At 63.4% G+C, this 20573-nt stretch carries 20 protein-coding genes; 2 read left to right on the plus strand and 18 right to left on the minus strand.

What is annotated here, in order from left to right:
* Window positions 1–316: 316 nt before the first annotated feature.
* Complete coding sequence (locus M9955_04935; protein ID MCO5080989.1) at window positions 317–1513, plus strand: AI-2E family transporter; 1197 nt, start codon at window positions 317–319, stop codon at window positions 1511–1513.
* Between the two features lie 24 nt (window positions 1514–1537).
* Here M9955_04935 and M9955_04940 read toward each other — a convergent pair whose 3' ends face one another.
* Window positions 1538–2125, minus strand: coding sequence for a copper chaperone PCu(A)C (locus M9955_04940; protein ID MCO5080990.1), 588 nt, complete (start codon window positions 2123–2125; stop codon window positions 1538–1540).
* A gap of 773 nt (window positions 2126–2898) precedes the next feature.
* Here M9955_04940 and M9955_04945 point away from each other — a divergent pair.
* A complete protein-coding gene (locus tag M9955_04945; protein MCO5080991.1) occupies window positions 2899–3822 on the plus strand; it encodes a dihydrodipicolinate synthase family protein in 924 nt (307 codons plus the stop codon).
* Window positions 3823–3914: 92 nt separating this feature from the next.
* Here the strand turns inward: M9955_04945 and M9955_04950 are convergent, their stop codons facing one another.
* The 17 genes from M9955_04950 to M9955_05030 all read right to left on the minus strand — a co-directional run bounded on the left by M9955_04950 (window position 3915) and on the right by M9955_05030 (window position 20539).
* Window positions 3915–4532, minus strand: a complete 618-nt coding sequence (locus tag M9955_04950; GenBank protein MCO5080992.1) for a DJ-1/PfpI family protein — start codon at window positions 4530–4532, stop codon at window positions 3915–3917.
* Between the two features lie 83 nt (window positions 4533–4615).
* The gene (locus M9955_04955) at window positions 4616–5296 is read right to left on the minus strand and encodes a GntR family transcriptional regulator (protein MCO5080993.1); all 681 of its coding nucleotides are present in this window, start codon (window positions 5294–5296) and stop codon (window positions 4616–4618) included.
* Between the two features lie 260 nt (window positions 5297–5556).
* Window positions 5557–6786, minus strand: a complete 1230-nt coding sequence (locus tag M9955_04960) for a M20 family metallo-hydrolase (GenBank protein MCO5080994.1) — start codon at window positions 6784–6786, stop codon at window positions 5557–5559.
* Window positions 6787–6818: 32 nt separating this feature from the next.
* On the minus strand, window positions 6819–7766 hold the full coding sequence (locus M9955_04965) for an N-carbamoyl-D-amino-acid hydrolase (GenBank protein MCO5080995.1): 948 nt from the start codon (window positions 7764–7766) through the stop codon (window positions 6819–6821).
* Window positions 7767–7768: 2 nt separating this feature from the next.
* Window positions 7769–8689, minus strand: coding sequence for an allantoinase PuuE (puuE, locus tag M9955_04970; protein MCO5080996.1), 921 nt, complete (start codon window positions 8687–8689; stop codon window positions 7769–7771).
* Window positions 8689–9396 carry an aspartate/glutamate racemase family protein gene (locus M9955_04975; protein MCO5080997.1) on the minus strand — a complete coding sequence of 236 codons (708 nt, stop codon included), beginning with the start codon at window positions 9394–9396 and terminating at the stop codon, window positions 8689–8691. Before M9955_04975 ends, puuE begins: the two co-directional genes overlap by 1 nt.
* Window positions 9393–10562 (minus strand): ArgE/DapE family deacylase, encoded by a 1170-nt coding sequence (locus M9955_04980; protein ID MCO5080998.1) that lies wholly within the window; start codon window positions 10560–10562, stop codon window positions 9393–9395. The genes M9955_04975 and M9955_04980 overlap by 4 nt, the downstream gene beginning before the upstream one ends.
* A gap of 1 nt (window position 10563) precedes the next feature.
* Complete coding sequence (locus M9955_04985; GenBank protein MCO5080999.1) at window positions 10564–11370, minus strand: ABC transporter permease; 807 nt, start codon at window positions 11368–11370, stop codon at window positions 10564–10566.
* Complete coding sequence (locus M9955_04990) at window positions 11367–12245, minus strand: ABC transporter permease (GenBank protein ID MCO5081000.1); 879 nt, start codon at window positions 12243–12245, stop codon at window positions 11367–11369. The genes M9955_04985 and M9955_04990 overlap by 4 nt, the downstream gene beginning before the upstream one ends.
* A complete protein-coding gene (locus M9955_04995) occupies window positions 12242–13327 on the minus strand; it encodes an ABC transporter ATP-binding protein (protein ID MCO5081001.1) in 1086 nt (361 codons plus the stop codon). The genes M9955_04990 and M9955_04995 overlap by 4 nt, the downstream gene beginning before the upstream one ends.
* A gap of 3 nt (window positions 13328–13330) precedes the next feature.
* A complete protein-coding gene (locus tag M9955_05000) occupies window positions 13331–14317 on the minus strand; it encodes an extracellular solute-binding protein (GenBank protein ID MCO5081002.1) in 987 nt (328 codons plus the stop codon).
* A 143-nt stretch (window positions 14318–14460) separates the two neighbouring features.
* Complete coding sequence (locus M9955_05005) at window positions 14461–15732, minus strand: M28 family metallopeptidase (GenBank protein ID MCO5081003.1); 1272 nt, start codon at window positions 15730–15732, stop codon at window positions 14461–14463.
* Between the two features lie 9 nt (window positions 15733–15741).
* Window positions 15742–16551: an ABC transporter permease subunit gene (locus tag M9955_05010; protein MCO5081004.1), complete on the minus strand. Its 810-nt coding sequence runs from the start codon at window positions 16549–16551 to the stop codon at window positions 15742–15744.
* A complete protein-coding gene (locus M9955_05015) occupies window positions 16548–17354 on the minus strand; it encodes an ABC transporter permease (protein ID MCO5081005.1) in 807 nt (268 codons plus the stop codon). Before M9955_05015 ends, M9955_05010 begins: the two co-directional genes overlap by 4 nt.
* 71 nt (window positions 17355–17425) lie before the next feature.
* Window positions 17426–18496 carry an extracellular solute-binding protein gene (locus M9955_05020; protein ID MCO5081006.1) on the minus strand — a complete coding sequence of 357 codons (1071 nt, stop codon included), beginning with the start codon at window positions 18494–18496 and terminating at the stop codon, window positions 17426–17428.
* Complete coding sequence (locus M9955_05025; protein MCO5081007.1) at window positions 18489–19664, minus strand: ABC transporter ATP-binding protein; 1176 nt, start codon at window positions 19662–19664, stop codon at window positions 18489–18491. Before M9955_05025 ends, M9955_05020 begins: the two co-directional genes overlap by 8 nt.
* A complete protein-coding gene (locus M9955_05030; GenBank protein MCO5081008.1) occupies window positions 19664–20539 on the minus strand; it encodes an arginine deiminase family protein in 876 nt (291 codons plus the stop codon). Before M9955_05030 ends, M9955_05025 begins: the two co-directional genes overlap by 1 nt.
* Between the last annotated feature and the right edge of the window lie 34 nt (window positions 20540–20573).

The raw sequence follows: 20573 nt of genomic DNA on the forward strand, positions 1-20573 counted from the left end.
CCTCCGACTGTGACCCCGGAGCCGCGCTCACTGTCCAGAGATCGAATGCTCGCGCTGCCCAGATCGAACGGCCGGGAAACCGCTTTGTTCCGGAACGACGGTCGCGTGAAGATTTCGCCGCAGCGTCCGATACTTTGGCGCGTCGGAAGCCTTTCTCTCGAAAGTCATTGTCCTGACGTGCCAAGCTGCGCTTTATAGGGACAGGATTTGCCCGTCGGAGAACACCGGAAGTGTCGATCATGCTCATTCACTCGCGTCATAACGTCGGGAAATACCGCATGTTGCCCGCCGCCGCGGCAGGGGAGCGCGCCTGACCTTGGCCGCCGGCCTTCCCCCGCCGCCCAAGCAGCCGCATCTGCTCGGCACGTCGACGCGCGCAGTCGTGCCGCCGCTTTCGGCGGCGCGCTGGTTGCTGGTGCTCGTCGTTCTGGCGGGAGCCTATTTCTTTCACGGCTTTCTGTTTCCGGTTCTCACCGCCATCGTCATCGCCTTCGCGAGCTGGCCGCTCTATCGCCGCCTGCTGAGGCTGGTGGACGGCAACCGCACGCTCGGGGCCACATTGGCGCTGCTGCTCATCCTTGCCTTCCTCATCGTGCCCATCGTGTACGCATCCAGCTATGCCGTCGCGGAGATTCGCGAATGGGTCGGCTGGGCATTCGAGGCGAACCGCGTCGGCGCCCCGACGCCGCAATGGATCGTCGCGCTGCCGTGGATCGGCGAATGGCTGAACGAACAATGGACAGCACGTTTCGGCCATCCGGGCGGCATCGGCGAGGTGATTCAGCTGATCAGCGGCTCGAACATCCGCAACATCTATCAGACAGTGCTCGCAGCGGGTGGAAGCGCTTTCTCGCTTCTGCTGGCAATCCTGTTCATGCTGATCGCATTGTTCTTCGCCTATCGCGATGGCGAGAAGCTGGTGGCGCAGGTCGATCTCGTCGGCGAGCGCATCCTGCCGATGCGCTGGGAGCGCATTTCGCGCGTCGTGCCGGCGACGATCAGCTCCACCGTCATGGGCATGACTCTCATCGCCATTGGCGAAGGTGTCGTGCTGGGCACCGCATACTGGATCGCCGGCGTGCCGTCACCCGTCACGCTGGGCGTGCTGACGGGCATCATGGCGCTCATTCCCGGCGGCGCGCCGCTCGCCATGACGCTGGTTTCGATCTACCTCGCCGCCAGCGGTTCTCTCTTCGCCGGTCTCGCGCTTTTCGCCTGGGGCACGACCGAACTCTTCATCGTCGACAAGACGATCCGGCCGAAGCTTGTCGGTGGTCCGATCAAGCTTCCCTTCCTCCCGACCTTCTTCGGTCTCGTCGGCGGCGTGAAGACGATGGGCTTTCTCGGCCTGTTCATCGGACCCGTGCTGATGGCCCTTCTCGTCGCCATCTGGCGCGAATGGATCCGCGAGATCGAGATCGCGGATGCACAGGATGCCCGTCCGGCGGGCATCGAGCCAAACCCGCCGGCATCGACCGTCGCCGATCCTCCCAAGGTCAGGGCCGAGGCCTAGAGCCTTTCACGGCTGGCTAAAACGTCAGCCGCCGTGACTGGCGTGGCCATCGGCGGGTTGGGCCGCACCATGTCCATGACCTGCGTCGTTGCCCATTCCCTGAACCTCGAACTCGACGTCGACGGACCCCGCCTTTTCAAAGGTCAGCGTGCCCTTGAACTTCGCGCCTTCCTTTGCCCAGTCCTTCATGCTCATGAACATGATGTGTACGCCGCCGGGCTTCAGCTCCAGGGTTGCACCGGCCGGAACCTCGACGCCACCTTCCAGTTGCCGCATGGTCATGACGCCGCTGGAGTCGACTGCCATCTCATGAATCTCGACCTTGTCGGCGACCTCTCCGGTTGCGGAAACCAGCCTGTCGGCTTCGGCTCCACTGTTCGTGAGCGTCAGATATCCGGCCGACACCTTGGCGCCTTCCGGCACGGCGCGCGACCAGGGATGGGTGATTTCGATATTGCCGGCCTTGTAGTCGTGCGCGAACGCGCCCGAGCAGAAGACGACCAGCATGGCCGTGACTGCGAGTGTGCCGAGCCATTCGCCTGAAGAGCGAAAAAGCGAGATGGAGTGGCTGGGAAGGAGGGCGCGCGCGGCACCACGAATGAAAACTTGCATCGATCATGCTCCGGTATGCCCTGATGCGCCTTTGCGCCACGGGCTGGACTCGAACGGGATTCGCGCCGGGCTTCGGCGCCATTCGTATCAAACCGTGAGCGGAGGCGCGCGAGGTCGTCCCGGATCGTGATCGCGAGTATACCGATCCTGTAATGTATGAAGCGCTGGCAGCGGCATGTCGGCGGAGCGCGCAGGAGGGAATGCTGGTGCAGTGCCTTGAGGCGCATGAAGAGCCGGGAGGGCCGAGGCGCAGGCCATCGTGCAGCAGTTGGGCAATTTGGCGTGATCGCCTTCCATCGGGCTGCCGTGACCGGCGCCGGTGATGCAAAGCGGATTTCCGAACAAGTCCAACGCCGGGCCGGCCGGCATCGCAGCGATGGCCGAAGCCGTCAGGGAGGACTGCAGCAAAAGCACCAGAGCCGCGACGATCACGGCTATTCCGCTGCTTCGATGCCTCACCGCTTTCAACGCATTCTCCTGATAGGAGGCGTTTAGCACGGCAGCAGCACCGGGAAAACTCAGCCGGGCTGCGGCAAAGTTCCCGCATCGCATGCGGGCCTGTCGGCCTCACATGCCTTTGCGGTCGCCTCGTCAAGCCATAAAGCTCCGAGTGGCGGCTTGCGCACAGGAACGAGTTGCGTTCGGCACGGCGGCGATACTATCGTCAGGACGGGAAGCACACCTTGCACGACCGACTCTCGTCATGATCGAGATCGCCGCGCATCGCGCAACTTCTTCGCACGCATTTTTCCACTCTGACCCTGGAACCGACCATGCCCCTGACCCAGCCGCTGACCGGCATTCTTCCCGTCGCACCAACCCCGTTCCATGCGGATGGCCGCGTCGACGAAGATGGCATGCGCCGTGTCATCGACTGCATGATCGACCAGAAGGTGGACGCGATCTGCATACTGGCGAACTATTCCGAACAGTTCCTGCTGTCGGACGAGGAACGCGCGCTGCTGATACGCCTTTGCCTCGAGCATACGGCAGGCCGCGTGCCGGTCATCGTCACGATCAGCCACTTCTCGACCGGCATCGTCACGCAGCGCGCGAAGGCCGCCGAGTCCATGGGCGCGGCGATGGTGATGATGATGCCGCCCTATCACGGCTCCGGACTGTTTCCCGCGCCACAGGGCATCTTCGAGCACTTCAAGTCGGTGAATGATGCCATCAGTATCCCGATCATGGTTCAGGATGCGCCGTTGTCGGGCGTCAACCTGCCGGTCGATCTTCTCGCGCGGCTGGCGAAGGAGCTCGAGAATGTCACCTATTTCAAGATCGAATGTCCCTTCGCCGCCGACAAGCTGGCGGCGCTGATCGACGCGGCCGGCGAGCATATAGACGGGCCGTTCGATGGCGAGGAAGCGGTGACGCTGCTCGCCGACCTGGACGCCGGCGCCACCGGCACCATGACATCGGCGCTCTTCCCGGAAATGATCCGGCCGATCGTGACCGACTATCGCGCCGGCAATCAGGCGGCCGCGCTGGCGCAATGGCAGAAATGTCTGCCGCTGATCAATCATGAAAACCGTCAGTGCGGCCTGCGCGCCACCAAGACCGTTTTCGCCGCCGGCGGCGTGATCCGCAGCGACGCGGTGCGCCATCCGCTAAAGCCGATGTCGGAGCGCACGAAGAAGCGTCTTCTGGAACTCGCCCGGGACCTCGACATCCTCGCCCTGCGCTGGGGCGAGTGACCGTCGCCGCCGGCATGTGCATCGAAGCGGGTTGACGGTCTGACTTTCAATGTGCGCGGACCCTCAACGATCCGCGCACCATTTCCATCGAGCTACGCCGCGGCTTTCTCGCTTCCCGCGACGGCTCCATGTCGGATCTCGGTGCCGAGCACCTTCAGACATTCGCGCATGAAGGCGGCAAGACCGGTCCAGCCCTTGGCCGACACCATGGTCCCGTCCACATAGGCCTCGGTCGGCTTGACATCGATATAGGTGCCGCCGGCAAGCCGCACTTCGGGCTCGCAGGCGCCGAGTGCTGCCACCTTCTTGCCACGCACCACGCCGTCGACCGCGACAAGGATCTGGACACCGTGGCAGATGGTGAAGATCGGCTTGTTCGCCTCGTGGAAGTGGCGCACCATCGCCTGCACGCGCTTGTCCGTGCGGATATATTCCGGGCCGCGGCCGCCGGCGCAATAGACGGCGTCATACTCCTCGGGCTTCACTTCCGAAAAAGTCTTGTTGATGTCGGCGAAGTGACCGTAGCGTTCGATATAGGTCTGGTGTCCTTCGAAATCGTGCAGCGACGTCTGGATCTTGTCGCCCGCCTTCTTGTCCGGGCATACGACATGGACGGTATGGCCGACCGCCTCCATGCCCTGTTGAAACACGAAGATCTCGTATTCCTCGGTAAATTCTCCGGTGAGCATCAGGATTTTCTTGCCGGGCATGTCGTTTCCTCCTTCGAATGGTATGCCGTCTCGGTTCGCCCAGTTATCTGCAGTCTGATGGCGTTTCACGCGCCTCCATGAAGCTATCCGAACGCCGGCCTCAATCTCGCGCGCGATCGCTCGATATGCATCCGCATCGCCCTGTCCGCCGCATGGCCGTCACGTGCAGAAAATGCCCGCATGATCGCATCGTGCTCCTCGAGCGCCTCGTCGGTGACGCGGGCATGAAACATGAGACGAAAAATGTGGAAATGCGTGTGCTGGTGCGCAAGCGTGCTGCGGATGAGCGCGTTCTCCGCGAACTCCATGATCCTGTCGTGGAAAGCGGCGTCCTGGCGCGCGAATGCGGAATAGCGCATCCGCTCGTCTCCATCGGATGGTTGCGCCATGGCGCCGGCAAGCTGCCGCAGCGAACGAAGCCTGTCCTCGTCCATGCTCTCAGCCGCGCGCCGCGCGCCTTCCGGCTCCAGCAGCAAGCGCAGTTCGTAAAGTTCCTCGAAGCTTCGGCGCGAGATCTGCGGAGCCGCGCTGTAGCCGATCAGGTGCGTCTTGACGACCAGACCCTCGCCCTCCAGCCGGCCCAGCGCTTCGCGGATCGGCGTCTGCGAGACGCCGAGTTCGCGAACGAGATTGTCGACCGTTATGCGGACGCCCGGCGCGATTTCCAGCGCCATGAGCTGATTGAAAATGGCCCCATACACATCGTCCACCAGACCATGACGACCGATGACACGACCGCCGCGTCCAGCAGCGTCGCCATCCATCCGGCTTTTGGGGAATGCGATGCCCATCGAAGCCTCTTGCCTGCCGGGATTTGGTATCATGGGGGAATGGCAGCGACAATCCTATATCCTATAGGATTTTAGGCAGAATCTCGCATCCAAGTCGGTTGTTCGATGGAAATTGATGCGATGAGGGCACAATCCAAGGATGCGCCAGGAGCATGCGAGCATACAGACGTGAGCTCTGCGGTAAAAATTCTCCGCACTGGGACCTCCTCCGCATGTCAAAGCCGCCGAACTCGCTATACTATTCTTCCACGCTTTCCACGGCGATCGGGCATTCCGCGTGCAAGTTGCCTAATCGTCTCGATTAGCGCCACAACGGCGAGGCCCATGTCCTTGGGCGAAGCATACTCATCGGGATGATGACTCACGCCGCCACGGCATCGCACGAACAGCATGCCGACATGTGCGAGATCCGCCATCGTCTGGGCATCATGCCCAGCGCCCGAGGGCAACCGGAATGGTTCGATACCGAGACTCGACAAGGCAGCTGCGAGGGTATTCTGCATTTCCGCGGAACACGGGGTGGCTGACGCCTCGTAGTCCGTCACGATGTTCAGCGATACGCCGCGGTCATGCGCCAATTGCGCAAAGGCCGTTTCCATGGCGAGTCTGCCTGCCACGTAGGTCGCATCGTCGGGAGCCCGCAGGTCCAGCGTGAAGCGGACCCATCCCGGGATGCTGTTGGCAGCCGGAGACGCGATCGAAATATGCCCGACAGTGGCGACCAGACCAGCCGCCGATGCCCGGGCCAGCCGCTCGGCCGCGAGCGCCATTTCGGCCGCTGCGCTGAAAGCGTCGTGTCGCAGCGCCATCGGCACCGTGCCGGCATGCCCGCTCCGTCCTTCCACGGTAATGGTAAAGCGGCCAGCCGCCGCGAAAGAAGTCACGATGCCAAGCGGCCGATCCTCCTGCTCAAGCACCGGTCCCTGCTCGATATGAACTTCTATAAATCCCAGCACGTCCTCCGGACGCCGGGCGAGCGGCGCGAGCTTGGGCTCGGAGATGCCAAATGCAGCCAGCGCCTCGTGCATACTCAGGCCGCTCTGGTCGCTCGTTTCGAGCAGGGATTGCGGGAGTGGCCGCGTAAGGGCCAGCGAGCCGATCGTCGCGTCGGGAAAACGGAGCCCTTCCTCGTCGCCGAATGCCAGAATCTCGAGATCGAAGGGAAGTCGCTCGGCGGCGAGCGCGTCGGCAGCGAGAATGCCGGCGATCACGCCGAGCGGACCGTCATAACGCCCGGCATCGACGACGCTGTCGATATGCGAGCCGATCAGCAGCGAGGAGGCGCCGGGGCAGCCGCAAGACAGGCGACCGCATACGGTCGCAAGGTCGTTGACCATCACCTCAAGTCCCGCCTCCGCCATCCACTGCCCGACGAGATCCGCCGCCTGCTTATGCGCCGGGCTAAGATAGGGCCGGTTCAGCCGCCCCGCATCGTCGGAGCAGCGAGCGAGGGCGTCGATCATCACCGCGGCGCGGACTCCGAGGCTGCTGGCCATCATCGCGCAGCGGGAGCGGACGGCGGGACCGCACCCTTCCGCTCCGTGATCAGTCCGTAATGCTGCGGCTGCCGATGGGCGGCGAAATTGAAGATGCGGTCTTTGATATCGTAGCAGAGATCGAGGTCGATCCGCGCCGTGATGAGTTCGTCGGCCATGGTCGTGGCCTGGGCTACGATCTCGCCCGTAGGGGCGATGATGGCGCTCTGGCCGATCATGGTCGAGCCTTCCTCGTTGCCGCATTTGGCGACGCCCACGACGAACGTACCGTTCTGATATGCGCCCGACTGCATCACAAGATGGTTGTGGAACCCCTGCAGGTGATCGTGATGCGGAACCTCGGGGTCGGCGATCGGCGTGTTGTAGCCGATGAGCACCAGCTCGACACCCTGCAGACCCATGACGCGATAGGTCTCTGGCCAGCGGCGGTCGTTGCAGATCGCCATCCCGACATTGCCACCAAAAGCGCACCAGACGCGGAATCCGGTGTCGCTAACATCGAAATAATGCTTCTCCAGATGCTGATGCGCCCAATCTTCGCGATGGTCAGCATGTCCGGGGAGATGAACCTTGCGGTATTTGCCGACGATGACGCCGGTCTGGTCGACCAGTATGGCGGTATTGAAGTGCCGCACGCCATTGGTTCGGTCGAGTTCGGCGTAACCCAGATAGAAGCCGATCCCCAGGGCTCTGGCGGTATCGAAGAGCTTCTGCGTTTCAGGCGAGGGCATGGAGGCCTCGAAGAAATCATCGACCTCGGCTTGGTCCCTTAGCCACCAGCGCGGAAAGAAGGTGGTGAGCGCCAATTCCGGAAAGACCACGAGCTCGCAGCCGCGCGCCTTGGCCTCGTAAAGCAAAGCGATCTGCCGCTCGATGACCTGCGTTCGGGTATCGCTCCTGGCGATCGGCCCCATCTGGGCTCCGCCGACGACGATGGTTCGGGCCATCCTTATGCTCCTTGCGGGTAGTGATGCTGGTACCAGTGCTGCGCAATTGCATTCCGGCGACAGATCCAGACGTCCTCATGAGCGAGCACGTGGTCGAGGAAGCGCTCGAGACCCGCAGCCCGGCCGGCACGGCCGGAGAGCCGGCAATGAAGGCCGATGCTCAGCATTTTCGGATTCGCCGCGCCTTCCCGGTAGAGGAAATCGAAGCTGTCCTTGAGATAGGTGCAGAAGGAGACCCCATCGGGAAAGCCGGCGGGCGAGACGAAGCGCATGTCGTTGGTGTCGAGGTTGTAGGGAATGACGAGGTGCGGCTTGCCGTGGTCGAAGTTCCAGAAGGGCAGGTCGTCGCTGTAGTCATCGGAATCATAGAGGAACCCGCCGTCTTCGATGACAAGACGCCGCGTGTTCTCGCTGATGCGGCTGCCATAATAGCCAACGGGGCGCTCGCCGAGCAGATCTTGATGGGTGCGGATGACCTGCGCGATCTGGGCGCGTTCGGTCTCCTCGTCCATATCGGCATGATCGATCCACCGCCAGGCATGGCTCGCGACCTCCCAGCCGCTGGCCTTCATCGCGCGGGCCGCTACGGGATTGCGCGATAGCGCCATGCCGACCGCAAACACGGTCACCGGGACGGCGCGCTGGGTGAACAGCCGTCGCAGCCGCCAGAAGCCGGCGCGGCTGCCATACTCGTAGATCGACTCCTGTCCGAGATCGCGCTGCCCTGCGAGAGGCGGGGAATCCGGCAGCTCGCCCAGAAATCCTTCCGATTGCGCATCGCCGTGGAGGATGGAGCTTTCGCCGCCTTCCTCGTAGTTGATGACGAAGTTGACCGCGAGGCGCGCGTCGTTGGGCCAGCGGGGGTGGGGTGGAGTCTCGCCGTAGCCGATAAGGTCGCGCGGATAGCTCTCGGCTGCGGCCATCAGCGAGCGCCTTCCCCGGAAGTCGGCGGGAAGGCAAAGACGCCGACCTTGCTGGTCGCAATGCCCGCCGATGCGAGACCCGCAACAAGGCCTACGGCAGCAGCGACGCTTTCGATGATCGGCACCCCGGACTCCGTGCTCAGCCAGTCCGCCAGATCGGACATGCCGGCACAGCCGAGGATGACGGTCTCGGCCCCATCCTCCACCGCCGCCTGCACCTGCGCCAGAACCTTGGCGTTCGCCATAGGCGATCCGTCGAGGTCGAGCACGGCCATATCGCAGGAGCGCACCGACCGGCATTTGCGTTCGAAACCGTACCGCAAGGCCATGTCCTCGATGATGGGAATCCCGGCCCGGGCCGTTGTGACTACCGAGAAGCGCGAGGCGGTGACGGCGGCAGCCAGCATGGAGGCTTCGCAGATGCCAAGCACGGGGCCTGTCGCGAGCTCCCGGCAGGCGGCGACCGCAGGATCGTCGAAGCACGCAATGACGTGACCGGCACAGCCCTGCTCCATCCCCTGACTCACCTCGCGCAGAATAGCCGGAGCGGCAGTGATCGTATCGCAAGCGGTCTCGATAGACTCAGGCCCGGCGGGCGGGTTGGAACAGACGACCTCGAAGCGGCCAGCGGCGGCACGCCGCGCTGCCGCCGCGATCTTTGCCGTCATCGCCGCGGTCGTGTTCGGATTGATGACCTGAATCTTCATGCCGGTTCGCCCTTGGCGAAGCCATCGGTCAGCTTCGACAGCGCCCGCATCTGGATGGCGAAACCCAGCTCCAACTGGTCGATATCGATATATTCGTCCGGGCTATGGCAGCGATCGCCGAAGCCAGCGCCGAAGTTCAGAATCTCGATGCCGTCGTCTGCGAAGTGCCGGCCGTCGCTCGCTCCTTCGCTCAGCAGGAACTTTGCCTGCTTGCCGGTGATCTCCTCCACTGCCGACTGGTGAGCGCGCACGCCCGGACCGCCGCGCCCCGGCATGAAGCCGTTGGAGGCGACGAGCACCTCCATCGACCACTTGTCCGCAGGTTCTCCCGACGCGCGCAGGACAGCCTCGATCTCGGCGATCGCCACGTCGACCGGTTCACCGGGCAGGACGCGGCGGTCGATCTCGAAGCTGCAGGAATCGGGCACGGTATTGATGTCATGACCGCCATGAATGCGGCTGATGGCCATGGTGCTCTCGAAACAGGTGTCGCGCCGGGTCGCAAGTTCTGGCTGCAGTCGCTCTTCGAGGATCGCGATCAGCCGTGTCGCGCGCAGTACGGCATTGTCGCCGCGGCTGGGCGAGCCGGCATGGAAAGCATGCCCCGTAGTCTTGATACTGAGCCACAATACGCCGCGCTCCTCGCAGCCGAGGTCGAAGCCGCTCGGCCCGCCGACGACGAACAGGCTGGGCTTGATCAAGCCGTGCTCCCGCAGGTAGCGCGCGCCGCCGTCCCCGAGGTTTTCCTCGTCGCCGACGAAGGCAAAGACGACCTTTCCGCGATTTGGGCCGCCTGCCTCGGCAAGCGCTTTGGCAACGGCAAGGAAGATTGCGGCGGCGCCCTTGCAATTCTCGGCTCCGAGGCCGTAGACCCGACCGTCCTTCACCGTCGCCGCAAACGGCTCGACGCTCCAATGTGCCAGCGTTCCAGGTCCCACTGTATCGATGTGAGTGCAAAGGACGATCTCAGGTTGCCCTTCGCCGATCGACGCGACGACGTTGGTCGCACCGCCCGTTGGGCCGACGACCTGCGGTTCATAGCCGAAGCCGCGCAGATAGGCGGCGATCACGTCGGCAACGGCCGAGGTGTTTCCCTCGGGCATGGCCGAGGGCGTCGACAGCAGCGCCTCGAGATAGGCGATCATCTCATCGGTTCGGGAAGTCATTTCAGTCCTTGATGCCCAGGAGCTTGTCGAAGCCGACAATGCGGTCGAACAGCACGATGACAAACAGAGTGGAGAAGACGAACAACGCCGAGACGGCGCCGATCAGCGGGTTGAGCTGGTAGCGGATGTAGCCGAAGAGCTTGAGCGGCAGCGTCTGCGCATTCGCCCCACCGATGAACGCCGCGAAAGTGACGTCGTTGAAGGAGAACAGGAAGCTGAGGACAGCGGCCCCGGCGATGGCGCCGGCGACCTGGGGCAGGACAACGAGGCCGAAGCTGCTCCACGGACCGGCACCAAGGCTGGCGGCCGCCTCGGTGACGGACCGGTTGAGGCTGGCCAGTGCCGCCGCCACTGTACTGGTGACAAGGGGTACAGCGATCAGCAGATGCGCGCCGACGAGCCCGATCCTCGAGCCGAGCAGGCTGTTCTCGGAAAGAAAAAGCAGAAGGGCGAGCGCCAGAACGATGATCGGAAAGACGAGCGGCGAGAGGATCAGGGCGGTGATCAGCGTCTTGAGCGCGCCGACCTGCATTTGATCGAGCCCGTAGGCAGCCAGAACCCCGATGACCGTCGCCAGAACGGTGACGATAGCGGCGATCTGCAGGCTGAGGACGAGCGACGCGATGAATTCGGGATCGCCGAGAAAGCGCGCGAACCATTGTAGCGAATAGCCGGGCGGAGGGAAGGTGAGGAATGGAGAAGCGCTGAAGCCGATGATCGTCGCGATGGTGAGCGGCATCAGGATGAAGATGGTGACGATGACGAACAGGCCGATCATCACCGGATTGCGGTGGAGCGCGCCTATCATGCGAAGCTCCGTCCGGATTTCGTCAGGCCGGCCAGCCACATGGCGAGGCCCAACATGGCGAAGACAATGAGGAAGCTCGCGATGGACATCGCCGCCGCAAGCGGCCAGTCGAGCGTATCTCGAATGGCCTGCCAGATCAGCAGCGGCACGATCAGCACGCCGTCACCGCCCACATAGATTGCGAAGGCAAAACTCGAGAGTACGATCGTGACGGTGACGAATCCCGCCGCAAGCGCGCCCGGCAGCGTCAGCGGCAGCACGATGAGGAAGAATGCGCGCCACGGACCCGCTCCGAGGCTCAATGCAGCCTCCTCAAGCTGTCGGCTGACCTGAACGACCGCAGTGATCAATGGAATCAGCGCATATGGAAAGGCGACATGGACCAGAGCAATGACGAGGCCCGTTTCGGTGTAGAGCAGCTTCAACGATGGTCCGAGGATGGACTGCAGCGCCTTGGTCAAGGAACTGCCTGGCCCCAGAAGGAGTATCCAGGCGAACACCAGAACGACGAAGTTCGTGAGGAGAGGCGACAACAGGAGACCTATCATCAGCCCTTTGCCAGCAAAACGCCCTCGCGCCAGCACATAAGCGACCGGGTATGCGAGCAGCAGGGAGAAAAAGGCCACCCAGAAGCAGACTCTCACCGTAAGCGCCATCTTGGACAGATAGAACGGGTCGGTGAGATAGCGCTGGTAGTTGTCCAACGTGAAACCGGGCGCCATGATGATGTTCGGCTCGTGCACAAAAAACGATATCTGCACCAGCTTGACGGCCGGCATCACAAGGAACAACGCCATGAGCAGCAGGGCCGGGGCCAGCGCGAGCCAGATCGATACGCGCTGCCACCGCATGGCGCTCGACGCAGCCGCGCTCATTTGCGGGCCTCGACCAGACGGGCGTCTGAGGCCCTGAACGCCACCTTCACCGGCTCGCCTGGCGAAGGCAGGCCGCCGAGGTCTCTTCCGTCGTTGGGCAGCAGAACCTCGAGTTGACCTTCTGGTCTGTTGGCTACAAGGGACAGCCAGGCCCCCTTGAACGAGAGAGCGTCGACCACCGCATCGAGCACGATCCAGTCGCCGCCTGATTCAGCGGGGCCGGCAAGGCGCAGGCGCTCCGGACGGACAGCGAGGACGACGGGATGGTTGCCGCTGGCTTGAGCTTCTTCCAGCACTATCGCCGGGCCGCCGGCGATGGCGAATGCCAGGGCTCCCGCCGCATCCCGCACGAGTGCGCCGGCCAGCAGGTTGCTCTCGCCGAGGAATTCTGCAACGAAGGCCGAGCGCGGCTGCAGATAGAGATTGGCTGGCACGTCGATCTGCAGCATGTACCCCCGGTCCATCACCGCAACACGGTCGGACATGGTGAGGGCTTCTTCCTGATCGTGCGTGATGTAGACGAAGGTGCGCTGCAGTCGCCGATGCAGATGCTTGAGCTCGATCTGCATACGCTTGCGCAGCTTCAGATCAAGCGCGCCCAAGGGTTCGTCGAGCAGCAGCACTTCCGGTTCGAAGACGATGGCGCGCGCCAGCGCAACCCGCTGCTGCTGCCCGCCCGAAAGCTGATTGGGCAGGCGCTGCTCCATGCCGGAGAGGCCGACCAGATCGAGCGCCTGGGCGGCACGTGCGTGGCGTTCCTTTTTCGGCTGGCCGCGCATACGCAGGCCGAACGCGACATTGTCGATCACGCTCATATGCTGAAAGAGCGCGTAGTTCTGAAACACCACGCCGAGGTTGCGGCGCTGCGGTGGCAGCCGCAAGACTTCGCGGCTGCCGATGCGGATCGAACCCGCGTCGGGCTGGACGAAGCCCGCGATCATACGCAGCAACGTCGTCTTGCCCGAGCCCGATGGACCGAGAATGGAGAGGAATTCTCCCTGCTCGATGTGAAAATCGAGCGGATGAACAGCGGCGACGCCCGCGTAGCTCTTGGTCAGGCCGGTGAGTTCGATGGACGACATGTGCTAGCCGGCGATTTCCCTGTTCCAGGCGGCAAGCCAGCTGTCCTGAAGCGTCGAGACCTTCTTCCAGTCGACCGGATAAGCCCGGCTCATATCGGAAGCGGAAAGTACCTTGTCGCGCAGTTTCTCACCGACATCAGCCTTGATGTTGGTCGGTCCGGAATACATCAGGGCGGACATGGCGACCTGCGGAGCAGGGCTGAGCATGTGGTTGACAAAGCGCTGGGCGGCTTCCTTGCGTTCTGCCGGAATGTTCGCCGGCATCGCAAGCCAGACACCGATCGGAAACACACCTTCTTTGGGAAAGGCGAAGTTGATCGGCAGTCCCTGGTCGGCAAGATAGAAGGTCTCGTTGTTGAAGATGGTCGCAAGATCGGCGCCATCGTTCTGCAGCAGCGCCAGCGCGGCACTCGCGTCGACGAACTGACCCCCCTTTTCGCGCAAAGCCTTGATCGGAGCGATCGCGGTGGAAAGAACGTCGTCCTCCTTCCCACCGGAGACGACCGTCGCGGCGAGCATGTTGAGCAGAGAGCCGGAACTCGCGACCGGCCGCTGAAAGGCGACCCGCGTCGGATCGGCCGCCTCGAACAGGCTGGCCCAGCTGGTCGGAGCGCCCATCTTGTCTGTGCGGTAGGCAATGCCCCAGGAATCGAATTCGATGTTGTACGCATGCGGCGCCGACTTCGCGATCTCGGGAAGATCGACGGAATTGGGGATGGCGGCCGCATCGAATTCGGCAAGCAGCCCGCCCTGGGTCACAGCAGTGACCACCTCGACATCGGTCAGCGCCACCACGTCGATGGATGGCGTCGCCTGGCGGGTTTCGCCGACCAGCACGGCTATGGCGTCCTGTCCGGAGAGGATCTTGACGGCTATGCCCGTCTCGGTGGTGAACGGATCGATCATGGCGCGCTTCTGGCTGTCGCCATAAAGGCCGCCATAGGTGAGGAAGCTGATGCCGGTTACCGACTGCGCGTGGGCCGGCCCCATCCCTCTCGCCAAAACAGAGCTTGCGGCAAACAGGCCGGCTCCCTGCCGGAGGATTGTTCTTCGCGAGATGTGCTGCGCGAGCAACGACTTATGCAAGGCTGTCATGGCGAGTTCCCTTTTTTGTTGCAGTCAGGGCGTGGCCGTCACGGCAGCAACGGCGTGAAATTCGACCATCCCCAACGTCCGTTGAAGGACTGCACCTCCCGGCGTTGAGTTTCGGAAAAATCCCGGCGGTGGTCGGCCGCCTTAAGGATCGCGTCCAGCAGGGCCTTGCCCATGGCGAGCGGCTTGGTGAGACCGCGCGGCGAACAGCGGTCGATACTGTCGAACGGCGTATGGTTGAAGTTGAAGTAGCTCTGGGCGACGCTGACGGCCGGAATGCCTGCCGCTCCGAAATTGGTGTAGTCGGTAAATCCAGGGCCGCGCTGCACCACAGGCTCGATGCCGGTCCCTTCGACGATCGAATCCATCAGCCGGTTCCAGGCCGGGCCGCCCAGGATATTCACACGGTCCTCGCCCACGGTCATGCCGATAGTGTCGAAATTGATGGCAGCCACAACGGACCTGCCGGCGGCCTGCGCCGCGCGGATGTAGGCCTCGCTGCCATGCATGCCGGTCTCGTGCGAACCCCAGGTGCAGAAATGAATGGTGCGCCGCGGCTTTGGACCGGCAGCAAAAACCCTTGCGAGTTCCAGCACCGTCGCACAGCCACCGGCATTGTCGCAGGCGCCGGGGCTGGTGGGGGCGCTGTCGTGATGGGCGCAGACGACGATGATCTCGTCTTCCCGTTCGCCCTTCAGCGTACCGACGACGTTGCGCGAACTGCCGTTCAGGACTTCGGCCTCGAGCGCCATGGTCAGTTCGGTCGCGCCCTCGGCCACCAGTCGGGCCATGTCGTCATGCGAGATGACGAGACAGGGAGGGGCGGGCATGCGGTCGCTGTCCCGGAAATTGTAGAATACCACCGGCACGCCGCGATGGCCGGGCGAGGCGGTGAAGATGAGGGCGGCTGGATTGTGCACGCCCAGCCGCTCCACCAATGCAGTGTCCGGATAATGGATGTAGGCGTCACGCGCCATCAGCCAGGCCTTGCCGGCGAGGTCGCCCGCCTGGGCGACGTCGAATTCGGCCCCGCCTTCGATATAGGCGATGGGCAGACGGTGCTCACCCTTCGGCAGGGTGCCCGCGAACGGCACGGCCGTGGCCTCGATCTGCACGTTTCCGGCCCGGACCGCCACCACGTCCTCTCGCCAGCGGCGGATCGGAAAGTCGGGCGTCTCCACAACGAGACCGCTTTCGCGCAAGCGCGATGCCACGTAATCGATGCCCGCCTGCTCTTCGGCACTGCCGGAAACCCGCGGACCGATATCGGTCAGGGCGACCATATGGGCGAAGGCGGAGACGTCGTCGAGCATGTTGTTGTCCTAGCGATTGAGGCCGAAGACCCGGTCCAGGCCGAAGAGACGGTCCACCGCCAGCACCGCCACCAGCGAGGCAAGGCTCATGACGGTCGAAATGGCGGCGATCGTGGGATCAGGGCGGAAGCGCATATAGGTCTGGATCTGAACCGGCAGGGTCACGAGATCCTGGCCGGAGAGGAACAGCCCGACCACCGGCTCGTCGAAAGAGACGAGAAAGCCGAACAGGCCGCCGGCAAAAAGGGCCGAACTCATCGACGGCAGGATCACCCGTCCGAAGACACGTGCATATCCGGCGCCGGCGACCACTGCCGCTTCTTCAAGCGCCTCGGGCACCGCCGCATAGGCGGATGCCATCAGCCGCAGGGTGAAGGGCATCACCACCATGAGATGTGCGCCGAGCAGCACCAGCAGGGTGGCCCAGTAGGAGCCTAGCCATCCCATCGCCCCCGACATCAGCAGCAGGGCTGGCCCGTAGACGATGGTGGGTAGCATCAGCGGCACCACCGAAAGCGCCTCGACGAACCGCCGCATCCGGCCGCGGCGTCCCGCCTCGACCACGACCAGGGCGGAAATGCCGGTCGCGGCCACCGCGATGACCAGCGCAATCGACAGGCTCAGCGCAAGGGAGCCAATGAAGTCCTGCCTGGTGAAGAAGTTGGCGTACCATTGCAGGCTGAAACCTTGCGGAGGGAAGGTGACGACGCTGCGCGAAGAGAGGGACGCCAGCGCAACGATTACCGTCGGCAAGCAAAGAAAGGCGCAGATTCCCAGTACGACAAGCAGATAGATCGCACGGGCGATTCGACGGCTCACGACTTCCTCCTGACAAGCCGTGCCCCAAAGCTCAGGACGCCGAGCATCATGAAGATGACGAGGACGAGCAACACCGACAAAGCGGCGGCAAAGGGGTAGTTCACAACCTTGGAGATCAACTGCCGGATCAGCGTTGCCAGCGTCAGCACGCGTCCGCTGCCCAGAAATTCGGGGACGACGAAGCTGCTCAGCGCCATCAGGAAAACCAGCACCGATCCGGTGACGATTCCCGGTGCGCTGACCGGCAGGATCACCCGGCGGAAGATCGCGAACCAGTTCGCGCCGCTGATTGCAGCCGCCTCTTCCTGAGACCGTTCGACGGCCTGGATCGAGCTTGCCGCCATGATGACGAATACGGGTAGCAGTTCCTGGACGAGCGCGATCAGTATGCCCGCTTCGTTGCCCAGGAGCCTGAGAGGCCTGTCGATCAAGCCGGTATCGAGCGCGAGCGTGTTGATGAAGCCCTTGGGACCCAGCACGATCATCCAGCCATAGGCCCGCACCACGAGATTGGTGAAGAGCGAGGCGGCGAGGACGATGAGCACGGCTCGAGGCATCCAGCCTTTTTCACGCGCCACAAACATAGCGAGCGGCATGCCGAGGAGCATGCATCCGATTGTTGTACCTGCAGCGATGCGCAGGCTGGTCAGCAGAATGTTGACCGCATAGGGCTCGGTGAGCGCCCGCAGGTAGTTGTCGAAGGTGAAGTCGGGCGCAAACACGCCCGGCTGCACGAAGGTGTAGAAGCTCAGGCTCAGCAGATAGACCAGCGGGATCACGAAGAAGACGGCGAACGCCGCCACGAGCAGCAGGGTCGCCCACGGCACCGAACGGCGCCGCGACGACGATGCAAATGCGATCGCCGCCGAAAGAGTCATTTCGTGCCCACCAGCGGCACGATCTCGCTATTCCAGCGCTCGACGAGCGCGTCTCTGCGGGCGTTGAGAGAGACCCAGTCAGGGGTGATGAGGGCGCCGACTTCGGCAGCGCCGACCGGCATCCACTGCGTCAGTTCGGCTGGCAGCTCCACCTTTTGGACAGACGGCGCCGAAGCATACTTTTCCGCGAAGACACGCTGAGCGCTCTCCTCGAGCGCGGCGTTGATGAACTTTTCGGCAAGCTCCGGCTGACGGGCTTTCGCCGGGATGACCAAAAGGTTCGGCACTGCGACCATGCCTTCGACGGGCTTGGCTACCCGGATCGAATCCTGGCCGGAGGAATACATGACGAAGGCCTCGCCGCTGTACATCGGCGCAAAAGCGATCTCGCCCGATGCAAAGGACGGCCTCAGATTGAAATCGCCGCTCGAAACGGCTGCGCCGGGGGCGACCTTCGCGACCGCGGCGAAGCCCGCGTCGAGGTCGGCCGGGTCGCCGCCGTCCGCCTTGGCGAAAACCGGCAGTACGTAGAGCATCCAGTTCTCGACCGAGTTGAGGCCATAGCGGCCGCTGTGTGCGGGGTCGAAGAACACCTTCCAGCTGTCGATCTCGGCCACCTCGTTGCTGTCATAGACGATGGTGACGGCGCCGAAGCTCGCAGCGACAGCTTGTCCATCCCCATACAGGGCATTGGGATAGACATTTGCGAGATTGGGGATGACGGCGGAGTCGAGCTTGCGGAACATCCCGCGCTCAAAGCCAGCGGCCGCAGCGTCTAGATCGATATAGAGCACGTCAAACGGAGGATTGTCGCCGCTGGCGATGAGCTTGGCGAACTGGTCGGCACTGGTTCCGGGGGAAATGGAAACCGTCGCGCCGGTCGCCTCGGTAAACTTCGAGACGACGGCCTCCTTGACGGTGTCGTCCCAGATCCCGCCCCAGGAGCCGACCTTCAGTTCCTGCGCCTTGGCCGCAACCGACGACAAGAGCCCGACCGCGAAAGCGGCGAGCAGCGGGAGGGCAACGCGCCCGGCCTTGCGAAGTGGCATACGCTTTTGGTCATGCATCGGAGGCTCCTGGTTGGCGGGGGGTCAAGGTATCGAGCAGATGGATATCGGCGGCGTCCCAACGCAGCCAGACCTGCTGGCCTTCTGCGAGGTTGCCGATCAACGTGCGCGGCAGCGCCGCCGTGATCATGGGACCGTCTGCGAGCCGGCAATCGGCATAAAGCAAAGGGCCGTGGAACCGGGTTTCCATGACGCGGGCCGCGGCTCCCCCGGAGGCTTCGTCGAGAGAAACGCCGACGCGTTCGGGGCGCAGCATGGCGCGAACGACGCTGCCGGGGTTGATGTTATCCTGGAATGGAATGCTCCACCTGAAGCCCCCGATGGCAAGGAGATCGATGCGGCCTGCCTCGGCGTGGTCGACCGTGGCCTCGAGGAAGTTCATCCGGCCGACGAAATCGGCGACGAAATCGGTTGCGGGACGGTCATAGATCGTCTGGGGAGCGGCGATCTGATGCACCCGGCCGCTCTGCATGACGGCGATACGGTCCGACATCAGCAGCGCTTCTTCCTGGTCGTGCGTTACCAGAATGGCCGTTATGCCAAGCCGGCGCTGCAGGGCGCGCAGTTCTACCTGCATGCGTTCGCGCAACTTGCGGTCGAGCGCGGAGAGCGGCTCGTCAAGCAGCAGAATTCTGGGCTCGTAGACGATTGCCCGCGCGATCGCGACCCGTTGCTTCTGTCCTCCCGACAGTTCCGCGGGGTGGCGGCGGCCGTAGTCCTCCAGACCGACGAGTTCGAGCGCCTGCGTGGCCCGTTCCCGCCGCTCAGCCGCTGGTACGCCTCGGGTTTCCAGCCCGAAAGCCACATTCTGGAGGACGCTCATGTGTGGCCAGAGGCTGTAGTTCTGAAACACCATGCCGAGGTCCCGCTTGCGCGTCGGCACGCCGCGGACCGGCTTTCCGTCGATGAAGATCTCGCCGGCATCGGGCTCGATGAAGCCCGACAGGATTCGCAGCAGGGTAGTTTTTCCGCAGCCGCTCGGGCCGAGCAGGGAGACGAACTCCCCGCGCGCGACCTCAAGGGACAGATCCTCCATCACGCGCACGGTCCCAAAGCTCTTGCTGACCCTGTCGATGCGAAGCGACGGCACCGGGGAAGCTGGGCCCGATTCCGAGCCGGAACCGATTGCCTGGGACGACGCTAGATCAATTGGCCGTCCCATCATCATCAGACCGGGTCCCTGCGCAGCGGCATCGTCATGCAGTGAACGCTTCCGCCACCGTGGGCGAATTGATCCAGATTCGGGTCGTAGACCGTCAATCCTTCGCTTCGCAGCAATGTGTTCACACGCTTGCAATGGTGCGGCGTGACGACCCTGCCATCACCCAGCGCAAGCACATTGCAGGCCATATCGAGCATGGCCTCCTTGTAGCTGACGGGGATGAGTCTGATAGCGGTATTGTCCAGCCAGGCCAGGAAGCCGTCATCGAGCACGTCGACGCACGCCAGCGCCAATCTGTCTGCGACCATGCAGAAGATCACGTCGAGATGCAGAAAGTGTTCGGCCATCGGCACCGTGTAGGTCTGCCAGCCCTCGTCGGCGAACCACTTCGCGAACTGCTGGGCCCCCGTCTTGTCGGTACGACCGCCGGAATACCCGACCGCCATGAGGCCTTCGCGGATGATATGGATGTCGCCGCCCTCGATGGCGCCGGCCGTGCCGGTCCGCCAGAACGCCGTCTGGGTCCGGCCGTAAAATTCGAGGATCGACCCGATCTCGCCCCGCCGCTGCGGCCTCTCGAGTTGAGTCAGCATGACCCCCCAGGGAGTCACCTGCGAACTGTCCCTCGTATAGACTTGATAGGGTAGGCCCGCTTCGGGCTTGAGGTAATGGCGATTAACGCCCGCATCCGACAGGGCGCTTTCCAACTCGCCATATTGTAGCGCCAGCCCCCGCGGATCGGCTTTCGTCCCCTGGTCAAGCGCACGGCGCGCTATGTCGTTAGTTGGAATCCACTCGTAGTGATCGGGCCGACAGAGCAGTACGTCGCGCAACGTGCCCGTTTCAGAGTTTACAGTCCATTGCGCAGGGATGTCCGTCATTGCTGCTCCATCTTTCCGGAGAGCCTAGGGACGA

This window comes from Rhizobiaceae bacterium (assembly GCA_023953845.1).
Lineage (GTDB): Bacteria > Pseudomonadota > Alphaproteobacteria > Rhizobiales > Rhizobiaceae > Arvimicrobium.

Excerpts from the sequence above, each read along its gene's own strand:
- M9955_04950 (MCO5080992.1), bottom strand. The coding sequence starts at position 4,532 with ATGCCCGGCAAGAAAATCCTGATGCTCACCGGAGAATTTACCGAGGAA.
- M9955_04975 (MCO5080997.1), bottom strand. The coding sequence starts at position 9,396 with ATGAAGATTCAGGTCATCAATCCGAACACGACCGCGGCGATGACGGCA.
- M9955_04965 (MCO5080995.1), bottom strand. The coding sequence starts at position 7,766 with ATGGCCCGAACCATCGTCGTCGGCGGAGCCCAGATGGGGCCGATCGCC.
- M9955_04995 (MCO5081001.1), bottom strand. The coding sequence starts at position 13,327 with ATGTCGTCCATCGAACTCACCGGCCTGACCAAGAGCTACGCGGGCGTC.
- puuE (MCO5080996.1), bottom strand. The coding sequence starts at position 8,689 with ATGGCCGCAGCCGAGAGCTATCCGCGCGACCTTATCGGCTACGGCGAG.
- M9955_05025 (MCO5081007.1), bottom strand. The coding sequence starts at position 19,664 with ATGATGATGGGACGGCCAATTGATCTAGCGTCGTCCCAGGCAATCGGT.
- M9955_04960 (MCO5080994.1), bottom strand. The coding sequence starts at position 6,786 with ATGATCGACGCCCTCGCTCGCTGCTCCGACGATGCGGGGCGGCTGAAC.
- M9955_05030 (MCO5081008.1), bottom strand. The coding sequence starts at position 20,539 with ATGACGGACATCCCTGCGCAATGGACTGTAAACTCTGAAACGGGCACG.
- M9955_05020 (MCO5081006.1), bottom strand. The coding sequence starts at position 18,496 with ATGCATGACCAAAAGCGTATGCCACTTCGCAAGGCCGGGCGCGTTGCC.
- M9955_04945 (MCO5080991.1), top strand. The coding sequence starts at position 2,899 with ATGCCCCTGACCCAGCCGCTGACCGGCATTCTTCCCGTCGCACCAACC.
- M9955_05000 (MCO5081002.1), bottom strand. The coding sequence starts at position 14,317 with ATGGGGCCGGCCCACGCGCAGTCGGTAACCGGCATCAGCTTCCTCACC.
- M9955_04985 (MCO5080999.1), bottom strand. The coding sequence starts at position 11,370 with ATGATAGGCGCGCTCCACCGCAATCCGGTGATGATCGGCCTGTTCGTC.
- M9955_04955 (MCO5080993.1), bottom strand. The coding sequence starts at position 5,296 with ATGGATGGCGACGCTGCTGGACGCGGCGGTCGTGTCATCGGTCGTCAT.
- M9955_04980 (MCO5080998.1), bottom strand. The coding sequence starts at position 10,562 with ATGACTTCCCGAACCGATGAGATGATCGCCTATCTCGAGGCGCTGCTG.
- M9955_05005 (MCO5081003.1), bottom strand. The coding sequence starts at position 15,732 with ATGCTCGACGACGTCTCCGCCTTCGCCCATATGGTCGCCCTGACCGAT.
- M9955_04940 (MCO5080990.1), bottom strand. The coding sequence starts at position 2,125 with ATGCAAGTTTTCATTCGTGGTGCCGCGCGCGCCCTCCTTCCCAGCCAC.
- M9955_04990 (MCO5081000.1), bottom strand. The coding sequence starts at position 12,245 with ATGAGCGCGGCTGCGTCGAGCGCCATGCGGTGGCAGCGCGTATCGATC.